This is a genomic window from Microbulbifer elongatus, assembly GCF_020524885.1.
Taxonomy (GTDB): Bacteria; Pseudomonadota; Gammaproteobacteria; order Pseudomonadales; family Cellvibrionaceae; genus Microbulbifer; species Microbulbifer elongatus_A.
On the sequence record NZ_JAIVKJ010000001.1, the window covers coordinates 873152 to 897721 of the forward strand.

Sequence of the window (24570 nt, forward strand, 5' to 3'; positions counted from 1 at the left end):
AACAGGATTTGGTGAACTGCTTCACGGGCTCCGGTCGGTAAGTTAGAATGCGCGCTCTTCGCGGCAGCCGCCGCGTAGCAGGTAGGGTTGGATGAACTGGGCTGACTGGACCATTCTGGCTATCGTGGCCATTTCCACGCTGATCGGCTTGAGCCGAGGCTTCGTGCGCGAAGTCCTGTCGCTGCTCACCTGGGTGGCGGCATTCGTAGTGGCGATGATGTTTCGCGACCAGCTGGCGCCACTGCTCTCTAACCTTGTCGATACACCTTCACTGCAGGCCATCGCCGCCTTTGCCATCCTGTTTATCTTCACCCTGCTGGCCGGAGCTGGCCTGAATATGACTCTGTCTGCGTTCGTGGAGGCCACTGGCCTTTCCGGTACGGACCGTGTTCTGGGGATGGTGTTCGGATTGTTTCGTGGCTGCATCATTGTGATGGCGCTGCTGATCTTCGCCCCGGCGCTGGCGCCGGTGAATGAAGATAGCTGGTGGCGGGAATCGACGCTGATACCGCATTTTCTCGAATTTGAAGATCGCGCGCGCGAAGCGGCTGGCGCGATCAAGGACTTCTTCGCAGGGCAAATTGAATGATCGTTGGGCCGCTGGAAGCGGCGCTGGATCACCGTGACCATTTCGAAATGACTGGGGTTATCTGAAGTATGTGTGGCATCGTTGGAATCGTCGGTAAGAGTGACGTTAATCTGCAGTTGTACGACGCGCTCACCCTGTTACAGCACCGGGGCCAGGACGCTGCCGGCATCGTCACCTGTGATGGTGATCGCCTGAATCAGCAGAAGGCCAACGGCCTCGTGCGTGACGTGTTCCGCGCACGCCATATGCAGCGTCTGACGGGCAACTTTGGCATCGGCCATGTGCGCTATCCCACCGCCGGCAGCTCCGGCCCCGCACTGGCCCAACCGTTTTACGTCAACTCCCCCTACGGCATTGCCATGGCCCACAATGGCAACCTCACCAATGTCGATGAGGTGAAAGAACAGATCTTCCAGCAGGACCTGCGCCACATCAACACCGACTCCGATTCCGAAGTCCTGCTCAACGTATTTGCCCACGAGTTGCACAAGCAGCACAAGCTCCAGCCCAAAGCCGAAGACATCTTCACTGCCATGCGCGCGGTGCACAAACGTGTGCGCGGTGGTTACGCCTGTGTGGCGATGATTGTTGGCTACGGTGTGGTTGCCTTCCGCGACCCCAACGGTATTCGCCCGCTGGTCTACGGCAAGCGCGAGACCGACAAGGGCACCGAATACATGGTGGCTTCAGAATCCGTTGCTCTCGACGTTCTCGGTTACACCCTGGTGCGCGATGTGGCGCCGGGTGAGTGTATCTATATCGAGCTCGACGGCACCGTGCACTCCGAACAGTGCGCCGAAGACCCGCAACTGCGCCCGTGCATTTTCGAACACGTGTACTTTGCCCGTCCGGACTCCATCATGGACGGCGTTTCCGTGCACAAGGCGCGCCTGCGTCAGGGCGAGCACCTCGCGGAAAAAATCCTGCGCGAGCGCCCGGACCACGATATCGATGTGGTGATTCCAATCCCGGATTCCTCCCGCTCCGCGGGTCAGATGGTGGCGCACCGCCTGGGCGTAAAATTCCGTGAAGGTATGGTGAAGAACCGTTATATCGGCCGTACCTTCATCATGCCGGGTCAGAAACAACGTAAAAAATCGGTTCGCCAGAAGCTGAACCCGATTGAGCTGGAGTTCCGCGGCAAGAATGTATTGCTGGTGGACGACTCCATCGTGCGCGGTACTACCTGTAAGCAGATCATCCAGATGGCGCGCGAGGCGGGAGCGGCGAAGGTGTATTTTGCTTCGGCTGCACCGGCCGTTAAGTATCCGAACGTTTACGGTATCGATATGCCATCGGCTACCGAGCTGGTTGCCCACAACCGCACCACCGAAGAGGTGTGTGAGGAGATCGGTGCGGACTGGCTGATTTATCAGGATCTCGATGAGCTGATTGTTTCCTCTGCCGACGGTAACAGCGAGATCAAGGCATTTGATTGCGCAGTATTCGATGGCAAGTACATCACTGGTGATGTGACTCAGGAATATCTGGATAGCCTGCACGCTGCTCGCAATGACAGCGCGAAAGGGAAGGGCAACGAAAGTTCCTTGTAATTACTCCCTCTAGTTGCTTTTATCAAACGCTACGGCCCGCCAATAGGTGGGCCGTAGTGCTTTTGGTGGATGCTAAGGCGCTGATACCAATTGTTGTTTGCGAGACCGTCTGCGGCCAGGACGGCCGCAGCCGAGCCCCCATGGATGGGTTTACGGCGTGTCTCGCAAACAACAATTGGTAGCGGCGCTGCCACCAATCTAACTACGTAGCTCCATCTTGTTTTGAGCTACGTAGTGCATTTCTGGGCGGTGGAGCGCCGGGTATCCATTTTCAGAACCGCCATAAATACATCCCTGTAGGCTGCGTCGGCGACGTCCCTGTCGCCGACGCTTCTGAAAATGGATTCCCGTCACTCCGCCTTCAATTCTGGCTTTATTGCTTCGTAGCTTTCGTTATTCGCTCTGCTCCAGCTGCTTTCATGGGTTAAGATTACCGGTTCCACTTATCTGTAACCCGGGACGGTTAACCCATGTTTGAAGACGACGGATACGCACTGGAAACTCTGGCGGTACGTGCAGGCCAGAGCCGGTCGGCGGAGGGCGAGCACTCCGAGTCCATCTACGCCACCTCCAGTTACGTCTTTCCCTCCGCGGCTGAGGCCGCCGCGCGTTTCTCCGGGGACTCTCCCGGCAACGTCTACTCGCGCTACACCAACCCGACTGTGCGCACCTTTGAAGAGCGTATTGCCGCAATGGAAGGTGGGGAGGCTGCGGTGGCGACCTCCAGTGGTATGGCGGCGATTCTGAGCCTGTGTATGGCGCTGCTGAAAAGCGGTGACAAGGTAATTTGCTCGCGCAGTGTATTCGGCACCACCACCGCACTGTTTACCCGTTACATGATCAAGTTCGGTGTCAAAGTTACGTTCGTTGATCTGACGGATTTCCAGGCCTGGCAAGATGCGCTGGATGGCGATACCAAACTGCTGTTTATGGAGACACCGTCCAACCCCCTGTGTGAAGTCGCGGATATCCGCGCTATGGCAGATCTCGCGCATAGTGCCGGTGCCCAGCTTGTCGTCGACAACTGCTTTTGTACGCCGGCACTACAGCGTCCGCTGGAACTGGGCGCGGATATTGTTGTGCACTCTGCCACCAAGTTCCTGGACGGCCAGGGCCGTTGCCTGGGCGGTGTGGTTGTCGGGAAAAGGGAAGTGATGGATGAAGTTGTCATCTTCCTGCGCACCTGTGGGCCCAGCATGAGCCCGTTTAACGCCTGGGTTTTCCTGAAAGGGCTGGAGACACTCAAGCTGCGCATGCAGGCGCACTGCACCAGCGCGCTGGATGTGGCCTGGTGGTTGAAGGAGCAGCCACAGGTGGACAAGGTCAATTACGTCGGCTTGCCCAGCCACCCCAACCACCAGCTGGCGGCGGAACAGCAATCTGCGTTCGGTGCCGTGTTCAGTTTTACCGTGAAAGGTGGGCGTGAGGCGGCGTGGAAAGTGATCGATGCGTGCAAAATTTTCTCGGTGACCGCCAACCTTGGCGATGCGAAAAGTACCATCGTCCATCCGGCAACCACCACCCACGGGCGTCTGAGTGATGAAGACAAGGAAAAGGCGGGTATTACCGAAAACCTGATCCGGGTTTCCGTGGGCCTGGAGAATGTGGAGGATTTGAAGGCCGATCTCGCACGTGGCTTGTCGTCACTCGTATAAAACCGTCACAATGGCGTGAAATGTGACATGATGAATGGCTCCGCTCAGTGCGGGGCCTATCATTAATGGCTAGTGAACAAAAACCGAGCAGTAATGGACTTGCCGTGCAAAAGATTATTTCCGCCATTGTCGCCGATATCGGCAAAGTACTTCTTGGCAAAGAACATCAGGTAAAGCTCGCGCTGGCGTGCCTGCTGGCCCGAGGTCACTTGCTCATCGAAGACTTACCCGGCATGGGTAAAACCACGTTGGCGCATGCGTTGGCCCAGGTGCTCGGCCTGAGTTACAAGCGTGTTCAGTTCACCAGCGATATGCTGCCGGCGGATATTCTGGGCGTCAGTATTTTCGAGCGGGAGTCGGGCCAATTTCGCTTCCACGAAGGTCCCGTCTTTAGTCAGCTGCTGCTCGCAGATGAAATCAATCGCAGCTCCCCAAAAACCCAGAGCGCATTGCTGGAAGCCATGGAAGAGCGCCAGGTCAGTATCGATGGCGAAACTCGTCCACTGCCCGAACCATTTTTTGTTATCGCCACGCAGAACCCGCTGCAACAGTCCGGCACCTTCGTGCTACCGGAATCTCAACTCGACCGCTTTCTGATGCGCATTAGCCTTGGCTACCCGACCCGCGATGCGGAGCGGGCGCTGTTTCAGGGAGTAGACCCGCGCGCACAACTGGCGCAGATCAAACCCCGCATCAATGGCGAAGGGCTGCGCAAGTTGCAGTCGCTGGTGGGGCAGGTGAAGGCATCCGACTCATTGCTGGATTACCTCGAGCGTCTGGTGCAGCACAGCCGTCAGAGCCCCGAGTGCGCGGTCGGTTTGTCCCCGCGAGGCGCCCTGGCACTGCTGCATGCCGCCCGCGCCTGGGCACTAATTCACAACCGTGGGCATCTTCTGCCCGAAGACCTGCAGGCAGTACTGCCTTCGGTGGCCGGGCACCGCCTGCAAAGTGATGGTACCGATGGCACTCAGCTGGTGGAGCGCATGATGCACCAGGTGGATATTATCGCCGCCTGAGGCCAGAGGCAGACGTGTCGGTACAACCCATCAATTCCCATACATCAGCGGGCAGCCCAAATCAGACTGGCGTTAAACCGCTTTTTCGGGCGCGCTGGCTGCGCTGGCTCAATCGCCGTCTGCCTCCCACGCAGATGGTAACCCTGGATCACCGTAAACTCTTCGTGCTCCCTACCGGCGCCGGCATGGGGCTGTTGCTGGTAATTTTCCTGTTGTGGCTTCTCGGCACCAACTACGAAAATAACCTGGTACTGGCGCTCGCATTCCTGCTGGTGGGGTTGATGGTGATCCTGCCGGTGCATACCTTTGCCAACCTCTCTGGCCTCAGACTGCAACTGCTCGATACTTCACCGGCCTTTGCCGGGGATTATGGTCAGGCCAGGGTTGCACTCAGTAAAACCGGAAAGCGCCATCACGAGCGGGTACAGCTGGCCTGGCCACCGGAAGAGGGGCTGTTGGCCGATATCCTGGAAGACGACGCGCGTGAAATTCGCCTGGACCTGCCACTGTTGCAAAGGGGGCGGGTGCGGGCGCCGCGCCTTCATGTGCAGAGCCGTTTCCCACTGGGGCTGTTCCGCTGCTGGAGCTGGGTGGACCTGGACGCGGAATTTCTTGTGTACCCGCAGCCCAAGCCCGCGGGCCCGCTGCCATTTGGTGCCAGTGTCGGGGAGGGGGACCAGCAGAAGTCTTTCTCCGCCGGCGGCGAAGATTTTGCCGGGTTAAAGAATTACCAGCCGGGGGATTCTCTGCGCCACGTGGCCTGGAAACAGTATGCCGGCGGTCGCGACCTGTACAGCAAGGAGTATGCCTCTGGCAGCGATGTACGCCTTTGGCTGGACTGGGATCTGCTTGGCGGGCGCGATGTGGAGGTCCGGCTGAGTAACCTCTGCGCCTGGGTGCTGGAAGCCGAGCGTGCCCAGGTGCCATATGGCCTGAGATTGCCGGGGCAGTCCATCGATCCAGACCTGGGAGCAGCGCACAAACACAAGGTGCTGAGTGCGCTCGCGCTTTTCCCCGTGCAGGGAGTCAGCCAGTGAGTAGCAGTGTCAGCCAGTTACAGTCGCTGTTGCCGCGGGAAAGCCTGCTGTGGATTTTTGCTGCTCAGCTGGCGGTACTGCTGCCGCACACTATGCATTTACCCGTCTGGTTGCTCGGGGCCTGGATAATTGCCGTTTACTGGCGATTGGAAGTATTTCGCGGTCGTCGGGAAATGCCCGGGCGGATGGCGAAACTGGTGGCGGTCTGCCTGGTAGTCGCCGGGTTGGTCCTCACTTACCGGCGATGGTTTGCGTTGGAGCCAATGGTGGCGCTGCTGGCGGTCTCTTTTACCCTTAAGAATATTGAGCTGGTCAGTCGGCGCGACGCGCTGCTTAGCCTGATGCTGGCCTATTTTCTCGCCGCTACCCTGTTTGTATTCGAGCAGACGATCCCCTATGCCGTGTACGGGATTGGGTGTGTGGTAATTATTACTGCCGCACTGGTTGCCCAACAGGGGCGGAGAAGCGCGCGGCCGGGCAGGGCGCTGGGAGTATCTGCCAAGCTGTTGGCACAGGCCGTGCCGGTGATGCTGATATTGTTTGTGGTGATTCCGCGTCTCGGTCCTCTGTGGGCGGTGCCACAGAATACCAAGGCGGCCTCAACGGGAATCAGTGACTCCATGAGTCCCGGGGACTTCAGCGAGCTGTCCAAGTCCGACAAGCCCGCCTTGCGAATTTCCTTTGATGGCGCTGTGCCTCCACCAGAGCAACGTTACTGGCGGGGGTTGGTATATACCCACTTCGATGGTCGTCGCTGGAGCGAGCCAGGCGCCGCAGACGGCTACCCAAGCTGGGGGCGCGGGCGCAGTAATCGGCGCGCTTACAATGGCGGTAACGGTGACGGCAGTGAGCGCGAGTTGCCTGCAGTGGGGCCGCGCTATCGCTACCAGATTATCCAGGAGGCGAGCCACAACCCCTGGCTGTTTGCCCTGGCGCGCCCACACTCCGAAACTCGCGGCGTGCGCGAGACCGGCGATGATACGCTGGTCTATCGAACACCGGTGGGTGCCCGGCTTGCTTACGAAGTCCGTTCCTGGCCGCGAGAACTTGTGGGTGATAGTGAGGGCCTGAGCGCCTCAGAGCAGCGTCGAAATCTGCAACTGCCCGCTTCGGGCAACCCCCGTGCGCGCGCCTGGGCCAGGGCCCGCTTTGAAGAGGGGTTGGATGCCGAGGAAATTTCCCAGGCGCTGCTATCCCTCTACAACCGGAGTTTCGTCTATACCCTTAAGCCGCCGGCACTGGGGGCAGATACCGTGGATGAATTCCTGTTCTCTACTCGCCAGGGTTTCTGTGAGCATTTTGCCAGCAGCTATGTGTTTACCATGCGCGCTGCCGGTGTACCGGCGCGCGTAGTCGCGGGTTACCAGGGCGGGGAGTGGGTCGAGCAGCAGGAGTACCTGTTGGTGCGCCAGTACGACGCCCACGCCTGGGCTGAAATCTGGTTACCCGGACGCGGCTGGGTGCGGGTGGATCCCACGGCATCGGTGGCACCGGAGCGAATTCGCGATGGGTTGCAGAGCGCCGCCGCCGAAGAATTTATGCAGGACGCCTTTTTGCCCCTGCACAAAATCGCCTTTGTCACCCGCCTGCGCCTGCAATGGGACATGATCAACTACCGCTGGTACCAGACGGTGGTCAGCTTCAATAGCGAGCGTCAGGAAGGTCTGCTGCGGCGTCTGCTGGGTGAAGTATCGTCCCTGCGTATGGCACTGTTTATCGGCACTCCGATGCTGGTGGCGTTGCTGTTGCTGCTGGTATGGCTCAAGTTGTCCAGTCGTGGTCCGGCGCTACCGGTGGCCAGCCGCTTGTATCTACGGTTCTGTCGCCGTATGGCCCGCGCCGGGCTGTCGCGCAACCCGGGAGAGACGCCCGGCGATTATGCGCGGCGCATTGAGCAGGAGCAGCCGCGCCTGGGCCCCATGGCAGTGCGCATTACGAGCGCTTATGAAAAAGCCGCCTATGCGGGCGACGCGCAGGCGGAAAAGCAGCTGCGGCGACTGTTACGTGGCTTCTGGCCGCTGCGCCTTTCTGCCCAGGCCCGCGCTTCCGCCCGGGTTTAGCTCGGCGGGCAGTGGGGGCTATGCAAACGCAACTTTCTATGGACGATGGCGCTATGGGACAATAGCGCCCTTTTGGGGAGGCGGGCTCACTGCCTGCTCCGCAGGCTGCACCGGAAACTACGGGGAACCAATCCCCTTGTCCTTGGCCCTCGTCCTCGGCCGGTAGCAGCGCAAATGGTTTTCCGGATTCTGTAAATGGCTCATCCCGCACTGGCGGCACGTCTGCGAACATTTCTCCTGGGCTACAGCGGTACCTCACTGGCTACTGGTTTACAGGTGGTGTTGTTGCCGTGGATTGCTGTGGCACTGGTAGATCTTCCGGCCCTGCAACTGGGCTGGGTGCAGGCCTCTGTGCTATTGCCCAACCTGCTGTTCCTGCTGTTTGGCGGTGCCCTGGCTGATCGTTTTGATTCCGCGCGGGTCGCCGCGGTGTCCTGTCTCGGGCTCGGTACTTGTCACGCGGCCCTCGCTTATTACCTGCTCCATCAATTGCCAAGCCTCGCCCTGCTGATTCTGTACGGCGTTAGTCTGGGCGTCTGTACCGCCTTCCTGCAGCCGGCGCGGGACAATCTGGTCCAGCGCTGTGCGCGCACGCCTAAAGACGGCAATACCCGCTTGAGTGAAGCGCGCGTGCAACACACCGTGACCTGGATGATGCTCGCCCAGTACGGCGGGCAGGCGATCGGAATGTTGCTGGCGAGTCGTTTTGATAGCTGGGGCGCGGAGCTGCTGTTGTTGATTCAGGTGGTGGTACTCGTGGTCGCCGCCGTGTTTTTCTTTTCCATGCGCCACCTTGGGCCGGTACCGCGGGTAGCGCAGCTAAAGCTGCCCTCGGCACTACTGGAAGGGTTTGCGGAAGTACGCAAAAGCCGTGCGATTCTGGAGCTGGTATTACTGGTGGGTTTCAACGGCCTGGTGCATATCGGTGTGTTTCTGGTGGTGCTGCCGCTGATGGCGGAAAGTTATGGCCGGGGAGCCAGCTATTACGCCACCCTGCAGATCGCGTTTGTGGCGGGTACCGTGATTGCGACCGTGGCCATGTTGCGGCGGGGACAGGGCAATACCCCCGGTCGGGGCGTGTTGATGTGCCTGCTCTACAGTGCGGCACTGATGATCGCCATCAGTTTTGGCCCGACCCCTTACGGTCTGATGTTTCTGTGTGCCTGCTGGGGAGCGGTGGCAGCCGCTTCTGCGGGTCTCGGGAAATCCATTGTGCAGATTCTCGCCCCCGAACAGGTGCGCAGCCGGGTCATTTCCATCTATCAGCTCTCCCTGTTCGGCTCCGCCGCCATCGGCGCGCTGGCTGCCGGTGTGATCAGTGAGTTCTCCGCACCGCTCACTACCCTCTGGTGGGCGGGTGTATTCAGCTTTGTGGCATTTGCTGTGGCCTGGTACAGCGGCGCTTTGCGCCAACTGGCAGTCCGGGGCGAAGACGCCATCGAGCAGTGATGATCCCCCGGGATCACCCCTCGAGATGATCACTGCTCCCTGATCACCAGCGATTGCTGATCCACAAGGTCTGAAAAGGATCGAGCGTCAGGGTTGCCAGCATGTCGTCAAAGGTGGCATCGCTGATCAGGTCCTTCCACTTATCGGTACCAATCAGGTTGATCGCGTTCAGGTGAACCGTCTGCGGCTCGTCGGAGATGTTGTTCAGGCAAAAAATACTTTGCCGGCGGTCCAGGCTCTGACGCCAGAAGGCAAACACCTGATCGCCCAGATGCAGGGTGAACTGGGTTGCATTGGGGTGGAAGGCTGGTTGTTCCCGCCGCAGCTGAATCAGTTTTCGCAGTTGGTGGAAGACATGGTGGTGGTGTGTGTCTGGATCCGCCAACGCTTCGTTCAATTCATGCTCCTGCCACTGACGGCGATTGATGGCGCGGTTGTGACCGTGCTCTTTCATACGCTCATAGTCGTTGGTGGTGCCCATCAGACTGTGCAGGTAAAAACCGGGAATACCTTCCAGTGCGAGCATAATGGCGTGGGCGCAGATAAAGCGCCGCAGTTGCCACTCGTCCTCTCCGCCGATGGTGCCCTTGAGCGCATCAAATAGAGAGATATTGATTTCGTAGGGTTTGTTGCTGCCGTCGTCCAGTGCGCGCCAGGAAATCTGCCCACCGAAGTTTTCCATCGTCTGGATCAGGGCTTCCAGTTCGCTGTCGTCCAGCAATCCTTCAACCGGACGCAGGCCAATACCATCGTGTGAGGCGATGAAGTTGAAATAGGTGGTGCCGTTTTGCGCCGGTGGCATGCTCATCAGCCAGTTTTTCAGGTAACGGCAATTGCCGGTCACCAGTGTGTTGACCAGTAGTGGCGGCAGGGAGAAGTTGTAGATGCAGTGGGCTTCGTTGGCATTACCGAAATAGGACAGGTTTTCCTGGTTGGGGATATTGGTTTCGGTAATGATCACGGCATTGGGGTTGGCGTGTTCGATCAGTGTGCGCAGCAGGCGCACAATTTCATGGGTTTCCGCCAGATTCAGGCAATTTGTGCCGAGCTTTTTCCAGATAAAAGCCACGGCATCCAGGCGGAAAACCCGCACACCCATATCCAGATACAGGCGGATGATATCGACGATTTTCGCCAGTACTTTGGGGTTCGCGAAATTCAGGTCTACCTGGTCGTGGCCAAAAGTGCACCACACATGTTTGGTTCCCTGTGGTGTATTGGTGGCGCGCAGTAGCGGGGTTACTCGGGGGCGCACTACCTTGCTGAGATCTTCCCTCGGGTCCGCTTCCACGAAAAATCCGTTACCGGGGTCGTGTCCTTCCTGATAATTAATGAACCACTCGTGCCGTGACGAGCAGTGGTTTATCACCAGGTCCGCCATCAGGTGAAAGTCTGTACTGATACGCAGTATGTCGCTCCAGTCTCCCAGAGGTGGATCCACTTGCTTGTAGGCAGAGACCGCAAAACCGTCGTCACTGGTGTACGGGAAAAACGGCAATATATGTACCGTGTTGATCAGCATCGGGAAGTGCGCCTGCAGGAAATGGTGCAGGGTTTTCAGCGGTGGCTGATTCTCGCTGAGAATGCTGTTGCCGTAGGTGATGACGGCGATGTCGGTCTGGTCCCACAGGTTTTTATGAGCCAAGGGGCTCTGACAATCGTCATCGAGCCGCATGGTGTGCACCAGCTCGTGGGCAATGGGTTCTACTTCCAATTCTGGATAGATAAAGGCCAGGTGATCCACCACCTTCTGGTGGAGGACCTCCTTGATCGGCAGTTGCGTATTGGAATGGCTCACGGCGTCCCCCCGGTTTCCATGCAGTTATCTTGGCTCGGTCGATTGGTGCTTGCGCACGGGTTATGCTCTTGCTCCGATACCAGCAGCAGTTACCCGTTGTACTCTTCGTAATCCGCTTCTACCGCTTGTTTCAGCTGCGTCAGGAATCCGGGCTCTGCACTGGTGATCCGGTTCCAGCTGGGTATGAACGGTGTCTCCATCGGGTTTTCGAGGAAGGCCTGGCCGGCTTTCACCAGATTGCTGGCGAACAGCTCTACGGTCTGCTCCTCTTTGTGTATATCAAATTTCAGGCCATTGATGATGGCGTCGTTACGGTAGGTTTCCACAAAATCCAGCGCCACCCGAAAGTAGGTTGCCTTGATACTGCGGAAAGTCTCCGAAGAAAACACCGTGCCCTGGGTGGCGAGTTTGCGAAAAAATGACTTGGCAATATCGATGGACATTTTTGACAGGCCACAATGTTCGTCGTCAAAGGAGACGTCCTGGTGTTTGTGGTCATAGGCGTGGGCGATATCCACCTGACACAAGCGGTTGGTGGAATAGTTGCGGTGCATTTCCGAGAGCACGCCAATTTCCAGCCCCCAGTCACTGGGAATTCGCAGGTCATTGACCACATCGCGGCGGAAGGAAAATTCACCGGCGAGGGAATAGCGGAAGCTATCCATATATTCCAGATACGGTGTGTGCCCGTAGATCTTCTTGAGTGTGCGTATCAGTGGTGTCACCAGCAGGCGGCACACGCGACCATTGATTTTTCCGTTGGCGACACGGGAATAGTAGCCCTTACAGAATTCATAACTGAAGTTGGGGTTGGCGACCGGGTAAAAAAGTCGCGCCAGCATCATGCGGTCGTAAGTGACGATGTCGCAATCGTGCAGGGCAATGGCTTCGCCGCGGCCGGATGCAAGAATATAACCGAGGCAATACCAGACATTGCGACCTTTGCCCGCCTCTTTGGGGGCGAGACCATCGCGCTTGAGTTGCGCGTCCAATTCGCGCAGGCGGGGGCCGTCGTTCCACAACACCCGAACGTGTTGAGGCAAAATGGCGAACTGCTTCAGTGCGTCCCGATACTGGGATTCGTCGGCGCGATCCAAACCGATCACGATTTCAGAGAGGTAGGGTACTTCGGCGAGAATCTTGAGAATGCGCGGCAGAGCTTCACCTTCGAGCTCCGAGTAGAGGGAAGGCAGCAGCAGGGACATCGGGCGGTGTTTGGAAAAACGGATCAGGTCCGCTTCCATATCTTCCAGGCTGCGGTTGGACAGGTTGTGCAGGGTCGTAATGTCGCCATTCTGAAAAAAGTCGGTCACGGTTTACTTCCTTTTTTAGGGTCCGTTTAACGTTAAATCTGTTAAGAGTGCGTGGCGTCGGTAGCGAAAATGTCTTTGATGGCTTCCGCCCAGCCTTTTGGGCCGGTTTCCCGGGTGACAATAAGTGACGGGTGGTGGGGTAGGCTGGGAGGTGGGTGCGCGGGTGAGCGCACGATGACGGCAACATCTGCGACTTTCAGCATATCCAGGTCATTTGGCCCGTCGCCGCTGGCAATCAGGCGGTATTCCCGGTCGGTATATTGCTGATAGGTTTTTTTAAGCAGCTGTGTCGCGCGGCCCTTGTCGGTCTGTCCCAGCACATGCAGAAATCGCCCACCCTGCAGAGTGGCGAATCCTGCAGCATTGGCGCGTGCGACGAAGGCCTGCTTCTGTGACTCATCTCCCTGCCACAGCAGGGGCTCTGAATAGTTGCGCTGATTGGCCTTCTTCGCCTCGATACGGGTGAGGCCGGTGGCGTCGACTATGTCTTTGGTCGAGGCGGCGGCGAAATTGAGATAGGGGGCGCCGTGGGCTTCGCTGTCTTGCCGCAGAAACGCGAGAATATCGGCTCTGCGCGCGCCCGGTTCCAGGATCCAGTATTCCGCGTCTTCCCGCGCCAGCTCTGGCTTGTGTGGAAAGTACCCTTTGGGAATAAAGATGGCTGAGCCATTCTCGACGATAAACGGGTGCCGGTTGTTGAGCGCGCCACGCAGGGCCACCATTTCGTCGCGGGTTTTACTGCTGTTCAGAATCACAGGAACGCCGCTGGATTCCAGCTTTTCCAGCGTGGCGTCAGCGGGCTGGTGGGAGTAGCTAAAGTGGTCCAGCAGAGTGCCGTCGAGGTCGCTGGCAATCAGCCACTGGATGTCTTGTCTCGCTATTTTGGTCATTTGCTTCCCAGTATTGGGCTTATTCTTTGCGCTACATTCCGTAGTTTCTATGTTGGTAATCCAAAAATAGTGCCAGTCATACAAAAATGAGCCATTGCACCGCTTCAGAGCAATCGGGTGGCGCCGCAATCCTCAAGTTGTCCATGTGAGGTCCCGGAAACTGTTGGGGGTGCATCAATTTGGTGATGATGAAGGAGGGTGCCGCCGGTTGCGCCCCAGAGTGGGGCGCGTGAGGGTTTAAGAGCTATTACTCGGCGATTGATCGAAAAGGCTGCAACCTGACAGGCTTTGGGAAAGTCAGTTTCCTGCCTGAAGATTGCAGCCGGGCGGCGAATAAATCAGAACCCTGCGGAAGGAGACGTCTCCTGCCCGGAAGTAAACTGGTTGTTGCCGCCATTTTGCCATTCGATACCGGCGCCGGCATTCTGCTCTTCGCGTTTCAGGCATTTCCACTCGACGGACTGACCTGTGGGCAAATTGATCAAGCCATCCCAGGTTGGGTAGCCCTGCGGGTCGAGTTTCTGTGCCCTGGCCGGATCCCAGTTACCCAGTTCATCCAGGTTACCGATCACATACACACTCTGGCCCCAGTAGGTGTAGCCGTTATTGCAGGTAAAGTGCGTGTCGACGCGGCTACCGCCAGAGCTGCTGCCCGAGCTACTGCCCGAGCTACTGCCGGAACCGCTGCTCGATCCGCTACCTGAGCCACTGCCTGACCCGCCGCCGGAAGAACTGCTGGAAGAACTACTACTAGAAGTACCGATGCGAGCACCGACGTGTATCGCGGAGGCGTTGCGGTTGTAGACGTTGAAGCCGGCGTTTCCGTTGCTGTCTACGGTGACACTGGGGCCACTACAGCTGCCGGTCAATTCATTAAAGTCACCCTGGACGATGTCGCAGTATTGCCCTTCGGGCATACCGGTCTGGAAGCTGCGGTTGAGATTATTGCCTTCCATATTGAGGACTACAAAGCCCAGGCCACCGCGGCCCCAGGCCATCTGGTGATTGCCATTATCCCAGTAGTCAGTGACGCCCCAGTGCGCTGCGGTATGGTTGCGGAATCCCACCATATTGGCAATTTCCCGATTGCGGTGCTCGCACAGCCAGCCATTGCTACAACTGCTCGCGCCTGAGGCGGGTGGGCCCTGGTCGTGGTCGTACCATTCATAGCTCTACATGACCTTGGGGTAGCCGTAAGGCCAGCCCAGCATAAATACGTGGGCCATGTTGTTGGCATTGTTGCCGTCTTTGTGGGTAATGGTGTTATCGGTGTTCTGTCGCTGGTTATCGTGGTTGGCTACGAAGACAACGGCGTCTTCACTGGGGAGCCAGTCGGACCAGGTGCCGATATTGCTGATTTCCCGCAGTGGGCCGCGCAGTTTGAAGTAGTGGCCCAGGGTATTGGTGAAGTTGAATTCTGTTACATCACCTATCCAGTTGTAATCCGTTGGTTTTACCGGCTCACCGCCCGCGCCGATAACTTCCTGGAAGATATACGGGTTTCCGGTGAGGCGATTCTTGATCGCGTTTATATCAGCCGCCGGCATATGCTTGGCAGCATCGATACGAAACCCGGCAACACCGAGACTCGTAAGGTCGTTCAGGTAGTCAGCAATTTTTTGCTGCACATAGTCAGATTCCGTTTTCAGGTCATTGAGGCCGACGAGGTCACAGTTCTGAATGGACCAGGCGTTGCCGTAGTCGATATCCGATGTGCAGTTGTGGAAGTCATTGGGTCCGTAAGGTACTTCCGGAAAGTTTCTGTCCCAGGCCGCCATATGGTTGATCACCGCATCGACATAAATATCGACGCCAGCGGCTTTGCAGCGATTCACCATACTGGCAAATTGTGCGCGGCTGCCGGAGCGGCCTTCAATCTGGTAGCTCACCGGCTGGTAGCGCGCCCACCATTCCCCGGCATTAATGGATTTTTGTGGTGGAGAGACCTGTACAGCGGAAAAGCCCTTGGGGCCAAGTACATTTTCACACTCAGCTGCAACATCGTCCCACTGCCATTCGAACAGATGGACGAAGGCCGTCCTCGGAGTCTCGGCACTGACTGCGCTACAGGAAGACGCAAGAATCAGTGATCCCATCATCGCTTTTATGGTTTTCATTCTGATCACCTCGTTATTTTGATTTTTGAGTGATCGACCCGGCATTACTGCATCGTTGTCGGGCCGAGGCCTGAACAGCAAACATCTCAGGGGATACCCCGCGGGGGATATGCAAGCCAAGCTACCGTGAGGGGGGTGGGGAGGTAACCCACTGCGCCGGGGAGGAGGGGGAGGAGCACAGGGGCGTAGAAGGATTTAACGCTAGTTAACCCTTGTTAATTGGGCGCAACAGCGGGAAGTCGGACGAATTAATTTTCGGGGCGGGATGGCAGGGAAGGCGGGCCCCATCGAAGTGTTGGGGCCGCCTTCCTCTCTGTGATCAGGGCGCTACACAGTGCATGCAGCGCACATACAGGGCGCGCGGATCCTTGAACGTTTTGAGTTCCGCCAGCGGCTGCAGTGCCGGCTGCAGACTGCTAAACCAGGCGCCCAGGGGAAGATTCCGCTCGACGCTGGCCGCGATACCCGCGTCAACATTATCCGCCAGGGCGCGCATCAGTTTCTCGCCCGGGGTCAGCTCACGCTGAATTTCCACGATATCGTACTTCTCCAGTTGGGCAAGCTGCGCGGCGTCGGCAATAGCATCCTTGAGGTTACCCAGCTCATCCACCAATCCAAGTTCGTGTGCGGTGCGGCCGGTCCACACCTGGCCCTGGGCTATCTTGTGGATTTCCTGCGGAGTGCTGCTGCGGGCTTCGGCGACAAGACGCAGGAACTGGGAATAAGTGTGCTCCACACCCTGCTGCAGTATGTCTGCGGCCGCTTCCGGCAGAGCGCGATCTAGCCGCATGGTGCCGGCCAGTTCCGTGGTGCCCACACCATCGTTATAAATACCCAGGTGCTCGAGAGAGTCCTCGAAGGTGGGGAAGGCTCCGAATACACCGATGGAGCCGGTAATAGTGGAGGGGGACGCCCAGATGCGGTCGCCACCGGCAGCAATCCAGTAGCCACCGGAGGCGGCCACACTACCCATGGAGATCACCACGGGAATACCCGCTTCCCGGGTGGCGAGCAATTCCTGGCGGATGGCTTCCGAGGCGAAGGCAGAGCCTCCCGGGCTGTCGATACGCAATACCAGGGCTTTGACTTCTTTTTCCCGCGCTTCCGCAATCAGTTTTCCAAGGGTGGCGCTGCCAATCTGTCCCGCCGGGGCCTCGCCATCCATGATGGCACCAGCGGCGCTGATCAGGCCGATTTTGTCACTCTGTGGTGGTGCGGGCAGGTCGGCGAGCTTCATGTGGCGGAGATAATCAAGGGCATTGATGGCCTTGTACTGGGACTTGTCCGCCTCGTTGACGCCCACCAGCTCCTGTACCTCTTCGACGGCTGCGCGACGAGTAAGCAGCTTGTCGACAAACTTGTTGCTCAGTGCTGCCTTGGCCCAGCTGCCACCTTCAGCGCGCAGGTTCTCTGGCAAGTCAGCGATATAGGCGTCGATAGCGCTCGGTGGCAGGTTGCGCAAGCCGGTGACCTGCTCGGTATATTCGGTCCATAGCTGGTGCAGCCAGCGCGCATTATTTTCCCGCGAGGCGGGAGACATGTCATCGCGGGTATAGGGCTCGATAAAGTCTTTGTAATCGCCCACGCGGAATACGTGGAAATTGATTTTCAGTTTGTCGAGGGCGCTTTTGTAGTAATTACGATAGCTGCCAAAGCCGGTGAGGAGCAGCGAGCCCATGGGGTTCATGTAGACCTTGTCCGCGTGGCTGGCGAGGAAATACTGACCCTGGGTGAAGTTGTCGCCGATGGCGTAGACCGGCTTTTCGCTCGCTTTAAAGCGTTGTACGGCTTCGCCGACTTCTTCGAGTTTGCTGAGGCTGGCACCGGATAGGTAGTCCAGTTCCAGTACCAGCGCGGCAATGCGATTGTCATTGGCAGCGCGATCGATCGCATCGACCAGGTCTTTGACGCGGGTTTCCGGTGGCGTGGATGGTCCGCCGAGGAAACCGGGTAGGCCGCTTGGCTGACTCACTTCGTCCACCAGAAATCCGGCTGGGGCGACTTTGAGGGCGCCGCCCTGAGGGACGGTGATGCGTTCTTCACCGCCAAAGATGGCGATGCCGATAAACAGCAAGATCAACAGGAACAGCAGGTTGGTCACTACCCGGCGCAGCCAGGTAATGGCGCCGCCGATGGCGCCAAAAAAGCGGCGGACGGGGCCGCGTTGACGGGTTGCTTCGGTCAAACCTGAAACTCCTTGTGTTGGTTCGGTGACAATGTCGGTCCGTTGGAACGGTGTGTTGTCGCTTTAGGCTTTTGAATTGTGCAACTGCACCTGCCAGCGGCTGGTCATCATTGCGGATGCGAACAGGATAAGGCTAAGCGCGGTGAGTACGCCATGCTGCCAGCCTCGTGTAGGCATCATTACGTCGACAATGCCCGCGGTGATATACAGCAGCAGGATAAAGCACAGCCACAAATAACTGCGCTGCCGCTGTTTGAGCATGCCGGGCAACACCAGCAGCAGAGGAATTGTCTGCAGCAGCCACCATTTCAGGGAGCCATCGAGAAACAGGTTCCATACCGCGAACAGCAGTAAAAGTCCGCCGTAGCAGACCCAGTTTAGTTTGCGGGCGATTTCCAGCTTGCGGGTCAACGCTGCCGGGTCGAGTGTCTTGGGATTTTTAGCCATGGTCGCTTCCCTCCGCCAGTGCGAGCTGCAGGGCAAGCTTGCCGACGCGTTTGCCCAGCGCCCGGCACAGGTTGGTTTCGTCTTCACTGAGGCCGCCGGCCTTACTGCCGGACCAGTGGGAAGCGCCGTAAGGGGTGCCGCCAGTGGTGGTGTGCATGAGAGAGGCCTCTGAATAGGGGATGCCGGCGATGAGCATGCCGTGGTGCAGCAGAGGCAGCATCATGGAGATCAGCGTGCTCTCCTGGCCGCCGTGCAGGCTGCCCGTGGAGGTGAACACGGCCGCCGGTTTACCCGTGAGGCTGCCGTCCAGCCACATGTCGCTAGTCTGGTCGAGAAAATAGCGCAGCGGTGCCGCCATATTGCCAAAACGGGTGGGGCTACCCAGTAGCAGGCCCGCGCAGTGACGCAGGTCATCGGCGGTGCAGTAAGGGGCGCCGCTATCGGGTACCGGGGGCAGGCTGGCCTCGGTTTCGGGCGAGACCGGCGGCACGGTGCGCAGGCGTGCACTGAGCCCGGACTGTTCTACACCGCGGGCCAGTTCTGCTGCCATGGCGGCGGTGGTACCGCCGCGGCTGTAATAGAGAATGAGCACATAGGGCTCATTTGCCGTCGAGGAGTTCATTCAGAGCAGCTCCAGCACGTTTTCCGGCGGGCGGCCGAGTACCGCGCTGTCACCTTTGACGACGATGGGGCGCTCGATCAGCTTGGGGTGCGAGACCATGGCCTCAATCAAAGCGTCGTCTGAATGGGCGGCGTCTTTCAGGTTCAGTTCCTTGTAGGCGTCTTCTCCCTTGCGCAGCAGGTCGCGGGGGGCAATGCCGAGCTTTTTCAGCAGCGCCTTGAGTGTGGCGCCATCCGGTGGGGTTTCCAGATAGAGCACAATTTCTGGCTCAATATTGTTGTCCTGCAACAGTTGCAGGGTCTGGCGGGATTTTGAACAGCGCGGGTTATGATAGATCGTCCACATTGAATGGGTATCCTGTTAAGGTTTGGCGTATTCTAACAGGTGACTGTTAGCCGTCCATGAAGCTGTCTGAATCGTGGACTACGCTGGGGTATGGCGTATTTTTCAGACAGAATGCACGGCGTTGTCGACCGGTTTCGCACAAGAATCCGGCATACATGGCTATATAACAAACTGAGAAGACCCATGACTGAAATGGTGCACCGCTGGCGTCGCTTTTTTGCCTCCCTGTGGGCGGTATTTAACGAGAAGAACTGCCGCCAGAACGCGGCCGCGCTGACCTACATGACACTGTTCGCGATAGTGCCACTGGTTACGGTGAGCTACGCCATGTTGTCTCTATTTCCGGATTTCGCCGGTCTCGAAAACAAAATCCAGCAGCAGATCTTTTCCCATTTCGTGCCGGAGAGCGGGCGCGAAGTGCAGGAATACATCAACAACTTTTCTGTTCAGGCCCAGCGGCTGACCGGTGCCGGTATCGCCATACTGCTGCTCACCGCGGGCTTTATGCTGAAAAATATCGAGGCCACGTTTAACGCCATCTGGGACATTCCTAAGGGGCGCAAGGGCGTTTCCAGCTTTTTGCTGTACTGGGCCATTCTGAGCCTCGGGCCAATCCTGCTGGGGGCGGGTATGGCTGCCACTACCTACCTGTTTTCGCAGAAAGTCCTCGCCCAGAGTGACAGCCTCGGTCTACTGCCGGTGGTGCTGCGGGTTCTACCTTTCATTTTTACCGCCATCGCGTTCACCCTGTTATTTGTTGCGGTGCCCAATTGCCGGGTGCCACTCCGACACGGTTTTGCCGGCGGGGTGATCACCGCGATCGCCTTTGAGGCGGCCAAATACCTGTTCGGTGCGATTGTCTCGCGCAGTTCGGTGCAGGCCATTTACGGTGCCTTTGCCTTTGTGCCGCTGTTTCTGATCTGGATCTACACCCTGTGGATGATCGTACTGGCCGGGTGTGTGCTGGTGCGGACATTGTCGGCTTACCACGCTGCCGCAGGGGGGCGCAAATATTCCGATCTGGTGGCGACGCTGGTGTTGATGTCGAAGTTTTTCAGCAATTACCAGCAAGGCCAGTCGGTAAGTGAGCAGGATATTTCCCGCGCAGGTATCCGCCCGGCCCAGTGGCGGCGTATCCGTGAGATTCTGCAAAATAACAAGGTCATCGCGCAGACCGATCGCAATGATCATGTGCTGGTGCGCGATCTGGATTCCGTGACCCTTGAGCAGTTACTCGACTGGTTACACCCGGCGCCGGTGCCGGAAAAGGGTCACCGGGAGCTGGAACTGCATCCCTGGTTTAGGGAGGTAGATGCGCGCTTCCGGGAGGCAAGGGATTTCTCACGGGAGCACCTGTCCCAGACCCTGGGGGATCTATTCCGTGAGTCCATGGCAAAGGAGATGTTGGAGAAGTCTGTAGATCCGGTTGCCGAGGCCCGTGAATTACCCGCTCCCGATGAAAGCAGTAACGACGACACTTCGGCCAATAAAGGACGCCGACGCAATGCCCGCAGTAAATCTTCAAGCCGCACGGCCAGCTCCTGAACGATTCGCACTGTTCCTGGCGCTGCTCGTTGCCGCCGTATTGGCGGGTGGTTGTGAAAACCATGGAAGCGGCCTGCAGAGCCTGGAAGGAAAGCCCCTGCGCACTGAAGGCAAAGTCCTTCTTGTGAACTACTGGGCGGAGTGGTGTGCACCCTGTCGGGAAGAAATTCCGGAGCTGAATACTTTCTATCGCGAGCATCGCGAACGGGTTCTGGTACTCGGGATCAACTTTGATCAATTGCCGGCGGAGCAGGTAAAGCAGCAGGCCGGAAAGTTCGGCATCGAATTTCCGCTATTGGCGGCTGCACCGGAAGGACGCTGGGGCCAACCCATGCCCCAGGTGTTGCCGTCTACTCTTATCATCGATTCCAATGGGCAGTGGCGGCGAACGCTGGTGGGTCCACAGACCGCTGAATCCCTCGCCGAAGCTGTGGCTGCTGTGGCTACCGTGGATAGTGGTGAATGATCGCCCCTATTGGCTGGTACTACCTATCCCGGTGTCGGCGAATAGTCGTCTTCTTCTAGCCCTATAACGAAAGTATCTTTAAGGAAGATACGCGCCAGCTGTTAGGATGCGTGCGGATTTTTAGCCGTAAAATAGGTAATTCGGGACTCAAAACCCATGCAATTGAGTGCACTTCTACTTCTGGCGTTCTATTTCTTTCTAATCTGGCCTCTGCTGCGCTGGCACCGCAGCCGCAACTCCCTGGCACCGGCGGTTTTTGCCGGTTTGTTGCTGGGGCTGCTGTTCGGCGGCTTTATGCACCTGGCGGAGGGCTGGGGAGTGGATACTCCCTGGGTACTGGATTGGGTCGGCTTGATTGGCGAAGGCTACGTCAACTTGCTTTACCTGCTGGTGATGCCGCTGGTACTGGTCTCGATTCTCGGTGCAGTGGTAAAAGTTAGTGACACCCGTTCCCTCGGCAAGATCAGTGGTTCGGTGCTGGCTGTATTGCTGGGTACCACTGCTATTGCCGCGTTTATCGGTGTGTTGATTGCCTGGCTATTCGGGCTGTCGGCGGAAGGGCTGGTAGAAGGTGCGCGCGAAGCAGCGCGGGTCGAGGTGCTCAACGAGCGTATTGGGCGTGTCAGTGATCTGAGTATTCCCGAGATTCTCACCTCATTTATCCCTCGCAATATTTTTGCGGATCTCGCCGGTCAGCGCGACACCTCGGTAATTGCGGTGGTGATTTTTGCGGTATTACTGGGACTGGCCGCGCTGGCGGTACGACGGGAAAACCCGGAACAGGGTGCGGCTATCGAACGGTTTGTTTCCGTTGCCCAGGCCTGGGTGATGAAGCTGGTGCGCCTGATCATGGCATTTACCCCTTACGGGGTAATGGCACTGGTGACCGTATTGATTGCCAAGTCCAGTTGGGTAGATATCTTCAATCTGTTCAGTTTTGTGATCGCGTCGTTTGTTGCCATCGCAATCATGTTTGTGGTGCACGGGCTGCTGTTGCTGGTGAATGGCATAAGCCCCCTGCATTATTTCGCCAAGGTGTGGCCTGTGCTGGTGTTCGCCTTCAGCTCGCGATCCAGCGCGGCGACCATTCCGCTGAACGTTGAAACCCAGATCGACGAGCTGAAAAATTCCCCGGCAATTGCCAACTTCTCAGCGTCCTTCGGTGCCACCATCGGCCAGAACGGCTGTGCGGGCATTTACCCCGCCATGCTGGCGGTAATGGTTGCGGTGCCCATGGGCATCAATATCTTCGACCCGGTATGGCTCGCTTCCCTGATCGCGGTGATCGTGATCAGCTCTTTCGGAATCGCCGGTGTGGGCGGCGGAGCCACCTTTGCCGCCCTGGTGGTACTGCCGACCATGGGCCTGCCGGTGCAGATTGCCGCACTGCTGATCTCGGTAGAGCCACTGATCGACATGGCGCGCACCGCACTCAACGTGAACGGGGCCATGACGGCGGGCACCCTGACCCAGCGCTGGCTCGGCTCTGGGGCTGGTTCTGATTCTGGTTCTGGTTCTGGTAAGGAGAGCGAGGTGGCCGCGGCCAGCTGAATCCAGCGTTGTACTTCAGATAAGTTCCCCTGAATTCAGGAAGGATTCAGCCAACGCCATATAAAGTGCTTGCATCGGCCGTTACAGGTCAGCAAACAGGCGTCATTTCTATCGCTTTGTGTCGGAGCGGTCACCGGAATACGCCCTGGTCCGGGTCTCAGGGAGCACTGAACATGGTCAAGTTACGAAACATATTCCAATATCTGGCGTTTGCCGGCCTGACAGCTGGCCTGGTGGGCGTCAGTGCCCATTCTCGCGCTGGTGACAGCGGCTACTACCAGGGCCAGGACGGCTACGACTACGCCATCGTCACCGGCGTCACGCCCATCTATAACGACATCCAGGTGGTTGAGCCCCGTACCCAGTGCTGGGATCAGGCCGTTACCTACCAGCAACCCTCTCCAGCAGGTGCCATCATTGGCGGACTGATCGGCGCTGCCGTTGGCCGCGATGCCGCGCGCGGTTATCGCCACGGTCGCGGCCGCTATGGACACTATCACCGCGGCAACAAAGGTGCCGGCACCCTGGCCGGTGCGGCGGTGGGGGCGGCCATCGGCAGTGCCATCAGTCGACACAATGCGCCGGTGCAATATGGCACCCAGCAGCGCTGCCAGGTGGTTGAGGAAGTCAGCACCCGCCGGGAGCTGGTAGGATACGACGTAAACTACCGCTATAACGGTCAGGAATATCTGATTCGCACTGACCGGCATCCCGGGGATAAAATCCGGGTTCGTGTCGATGTCACGCCGGTTCTTTAATGGAGCCTGAGCGGCGGTGCCTGGTAACAGCGAAGTAAATGCAAAAGTAACCGCAAAAATAACAGGAGCTGTATTGTGAAACTTCCCTCTATCCGAATGCCTGCGATGGTACTGGTGACTGGCCTGTGTGCCGCGCTGATGGCCACGCCGCTCTATGCCGGGCATCAGGAGCAGGCGCGGAAGGTCACTTCGGATCCCGTCCAGCGGGGGCTCGGATATTTGAAAATGCAACCATTGGCTACCATGCGGGTGCAGAACCGGAGTGTCTCCCGGGATCAGGCGGCGGCCATCGTGAAAAAACGCTACGGAGGCAAGATCCTGGCGATTAGCGAGGTGCAGCGCAACGGCCGCGCCATGTACCGGGTGAAGGGACTTTCTGACAAAAGTCAGGTCTATGTGGTGTTTGTGGACAAAAAGAGCGGGGCCATTTCCCGCTGATGGTTCCAGGTAAACCTCACCGATAGATAAGTAGCAGAGGAATTTATATGCGCGCACTGCTGGTAGAAGATGAGCTTGCCCTGCGGGAACAGCTGGCGGCAGCCCTACGCAAGGCGGGGTACACCGTAGACGAGGCCCCGGACGGCGAGGAGGCGCTCTATCTCGGACGGGAGTTCCCCTACGATGTGGCGGTGATGGATCTGGGCCTGCCCAAGGTGGACGGCATCCAGGTGATCGAGACCCTGCGCAAGGAATCCCGGCATTTCCCCATCCTGATCCTCACTGCGCGCGGCCACTGGCAGGAGCGGGTGCGCGGGCTGGAAGCCGGGGGTGATGATTACCTGACTAAACCTTTCCACACCGAAGAGCTGTTGGCGCGGCTAAATGCACTGGTGCGTCGCTCCGCGGGCTTTTCTTCCCCAACCATCAATGCCGGCCCCATCGAGCTGGACACCAGCGCCCAGCGGGTAAAGGTATCTGGCGATGAACTGGAACTTACGTCTTTCGAGTACAAGGTACTCGAATACCTGATGCTGCACCCGGATGAGGTGGTGTCCAAGACGACCCTGACCGAACACATCTATGAGCAGGACTGCGACCGCGACAGCAACGTGATCGAGGTATTTATTGGTCGCTTGCGCAAAAAGCTCGATGCCGCTGGTGGTGTAAAGCCTATCGAGACACTGCGCGGGCGCGGTTATCGGTTCAGCGCAGCCGCGGGCTGATCTTTTGCAGT

The 24570-nt window shown here is 58.1% G+C and carries 22 protein-coding genes; 13 read left to right on the forward strand and 9 right to left on the reverse strand.

Features of this window, described 5'->3' with window-relative positions:
- Positions 1-91 precede the first annotated feature (91 nt).
- From LC059_RS03675 to LC059_RS03705, 7 genes are all read left to right on the forward strand, one after another.
- Positions 92-589, forward strand: coding sequence for a CvpA family protein (locus tag LC059_RS03675; RefSeq protein WP_226702465.1), 498 nt, complete (start codon positions 92-94; stop codon positions 587-589).
- Between the two features lie 68 nt (positions 590-657).
- Positions 658-2142: an amidophosphoribosyltransferase gene (gene purF, locus LC059_RS03680; protein ID WP_226702466.1), complete on the forward strand. Its 1485-nt coding sequence runs from the start codon at positions 658-660 to the stop codon at positions 2140-2142.
- Positions 2143-2612: 470 nt separating this feature from the next.
- The gene (locus tag LC059_RS03685; protein WP_226702467.1) at positions 2613-3797 is read left to right on the forward strand and encodes an O-succinylhomoserine sulfhydrylase; all 1185 of its coding nucleotides are present in this window, start codon (positions 2613-2615) and stop codon (positions 3795-3797) included.
- 104 nt (positions 3798-3901) lie between these two features.
- Positions 3902-4813 carry an AAA family ATPase gene (locus LC059_RS03690; protein ID WP_226702468.1) on the forward strand — a complete coding sequence of 304 codons (912 nt, stop codon included), beginning with the start codon at positions 3902-3904 and terminating at the stop codon, positions 4811-4813.
- Positions 4814-4827: 14 nt separating this feature from the next.
- The gene (locus LC059_RS03695) at positions 4828-5850 is read left to right on the forward strand and encodes a DUF58 domain-containing protein (protein WP_226702469.1); all 1023 of its coding nucleotides are present in this window, start codon (positions 4828-4830) and stop codon (positions 5848-5850) included.
- Positions 5847-7910, forward strand: a complete 2064-nt coding sequence (locus LC059_RS03700) for a DUF3488 and DUF4129 domain-containing transglutaminase family protein (RefSeq protein WP_226702470.1) — start codon at positions 5847-5849, stop codon at positions 7908-7910. The genes LC059_RS03695 and LC059_RS03700 overlap by 4 nt, the downstream gene beginning before the upstream one ends.
- A gap of 195 nt (positions 7911-8105) precedes the next feature.
- Positions 8106-9359: an MFS transporter gene (locus tag LC059_RS03705; RefSeq protein WP_226702471.1), complete on the forward strand. Its 1254-nt coding sequence runs from the start codon at positions 8106-8108 to the stop codon at positions 9357-9359.
- Between the two features lie 43 nt (positions 9360-9402).
- On the opposite strand, the gene LC059_RS03710 is transcribed toward LC059_RS03705, so the two are convergent.
- The 9 genes from LC059_RS03710 to arsC all read right to left on the reverse strand — a co-directional run bounded on the left by LC059_RS03710 (position 9403) and on the right by arsC (position 19076).
- Positions 9403-11157, reverse strand: coding sequence for an alpha-amylase family glycosyl hydrolase (locus LC059_RS03710; RefSeq protein ID WP_226702472.1), 1755 nt, complete (start codon positions 11155-11157; stop codon positions 9403-9405).
- A gap of 89 nt (positions 11158-11246) precedes the next feature.
- Positions 11247-12470 carry a glycosyl transferase gene (locus LC059_RS03715; RefSeq protein WP_226702473.1) on the reverse strand — a complete coding sequence of 408 codons (1224 nt, stop codon included), beginning with the start codon at positions 12468-12470 and terminating at the stop codon, positions 11247-11249.
- Positions 12471-12511: 41 nt separating this feature from the next.
- Entirely contained in the window at positions 12512-13360 is an 849-nt protein-coding gene (locus tag LC059_RS03720) for an HAD-IIB family hydrolase (RefSeq protein ID WP_226702474.1), read from the reverse strand.
- A 338-nt stretch (positions 13361-13698) separates the two neighbouring features.
- Complete coding sequence (locus LC059_RS03725; protein WP_226702475.1) at positions 13699-14430, reverse strand: carbohydrate-binding module family 20 domain-containing protein; 732 nt, start codon at positions 14428-14430, stop codon at positions 13699-13701.
- A 102-nt stretch (positions 14431-14532) separates the two neighbouring features.
- Positions 14533-15477, reverse strand: a complete 945-nt coding sequence (locus tag LC059_RS03730) for an alpha-amylase family glycosyl hydrolase (protein WP_226702476.1) — start codon at positions 15475-15477, stop codon at positions 14533-14535.
- Positions 15478-15796: 319 nt separating this feature from the next.
- Positions 15797-17662, reverse strand: coding sequence for a signal peptide peptidase SppA (gene sppA / locus LC059_RS03735; protein WP_226702477.1), 1866 nt, complete (start codon positions 17660-17662; stop codon positions 15797-15799).
- A 63-nt stretch (positions 17663-17725) separates the two neighbouring features.
- Positions 17726-18109 carry a DUF2069 domain-containing protein gene (locus LC059_RS03740; RefSeq protein WP_226702478.1) on the reverse strand — a complete coding sequence of 128 codons (384 nt, stop codon included), beginning with the start codon at positions 18107-18109 and terminating at the stop codon, positions 17726-17728.
- Complete coding sequence (wrbA, locus tag LC059_RS03745; RefSeq protein WP_226702479.1) at positions 18102-18731, reverse strand: NAD(P)H:quinone oxidoreductase; 630 nt, start codon at positions 18729-18731, stop codon at positions 18102-18104. The genes LC059_RS03740 and wrbA overlap by 8 nt, the downstream gene beginning before the upstream one ends.
- Positions 18732-19076, reverse strand: coding sequence for an arsenate reductase (glutaredoxin) (gene arsC / locus LC059_RS03750; protein ID WP_226702480.1), 345 nt, complete (start codon positions 19074-19076; stop codon positions 18732-18734).
- A gap of 183 nt (positions 19077-19259) precedes the next feature.
- On the opposite strand from arsC, the gene LC059_RS03755 reads away from it, so the two are divergent.
- The 6 genes from LC059_RS03755 (at position 19260) to LC059_RS03780 (ending at position 24559) form a co-directional block, all read left to right on the forward strand.
- Complete coding sequence (locus LC059_RS03755) at positions 19260-20621, forward strand: YihY family inner membrane protein (RefSeq protein WP_226702481.1); 1362 nt, start codon at positions 19260-19262, stop codon at positions 20619-20621.
- Positions 20581-21087: a TlpA family protein disulfide reductase gene (locus tag LC059_RS03760; protein ID WP_226702482.1), complete on the forward strand. Its 507-nt coding sequence runs from the start codon at positions 20581-20583 to the stop codon at positions 21085-21087. The genes LC059_RS03755 and LC059_RS03760 overlap by 41 nt, the downstream gene beginning before the upstream one ends.
- Positions 21088-21243: 156 nt before the next feature.
- Positions 21244-22638 (forward strand): L-cystine transporter, encoded by a 1395-nt coding sequence (locus LC059_RS03765; protein WP_226702483.1) that lies wholly within the window; start codon positions 21244-21246, stop codon positions 22636-22638.
- A gap of 173 nt (positions 22639-22811) precedes the next feature.
- On the forward strand, positions 22812-23396 hold the full coding sequence (locus LC059_RS03770) for a glycine zipper 2TM domain-containing protein (RefSeq protein WP_226702484.1): 585 nt from the start codon (positions 22812-22814) through the stop codon (positions 23394-23396).
- A 75-nt stretch (positions 23397-23471) separates the two neighbouring features.
- Positions 23472-23834 carry a PepSY domain-containing protein gene (locus tag LC059_RS18035; protein ID WP_226702485.1) on the forward strand — a complete coding sequence of 121 codons (363 nt, stop codon included), beginning with the start codon at positions 23472-23474 and terminating at the stop codon, positions 23832-23834.
- A gap of 47 nt (positions 23835-23881) precedes the next feature.
- Positions 23882-24559, forward strand: coding sequence for a response regulator transcription factor (locus tag LC059_RS03780; RefSeq protein ID WP_226702486.1), 678 nt, complete (start codon positions 23882-23884; stop codon positions 24557-24559).
- Positions 24560-24570 lie beyond the last annotated feature (11 nt).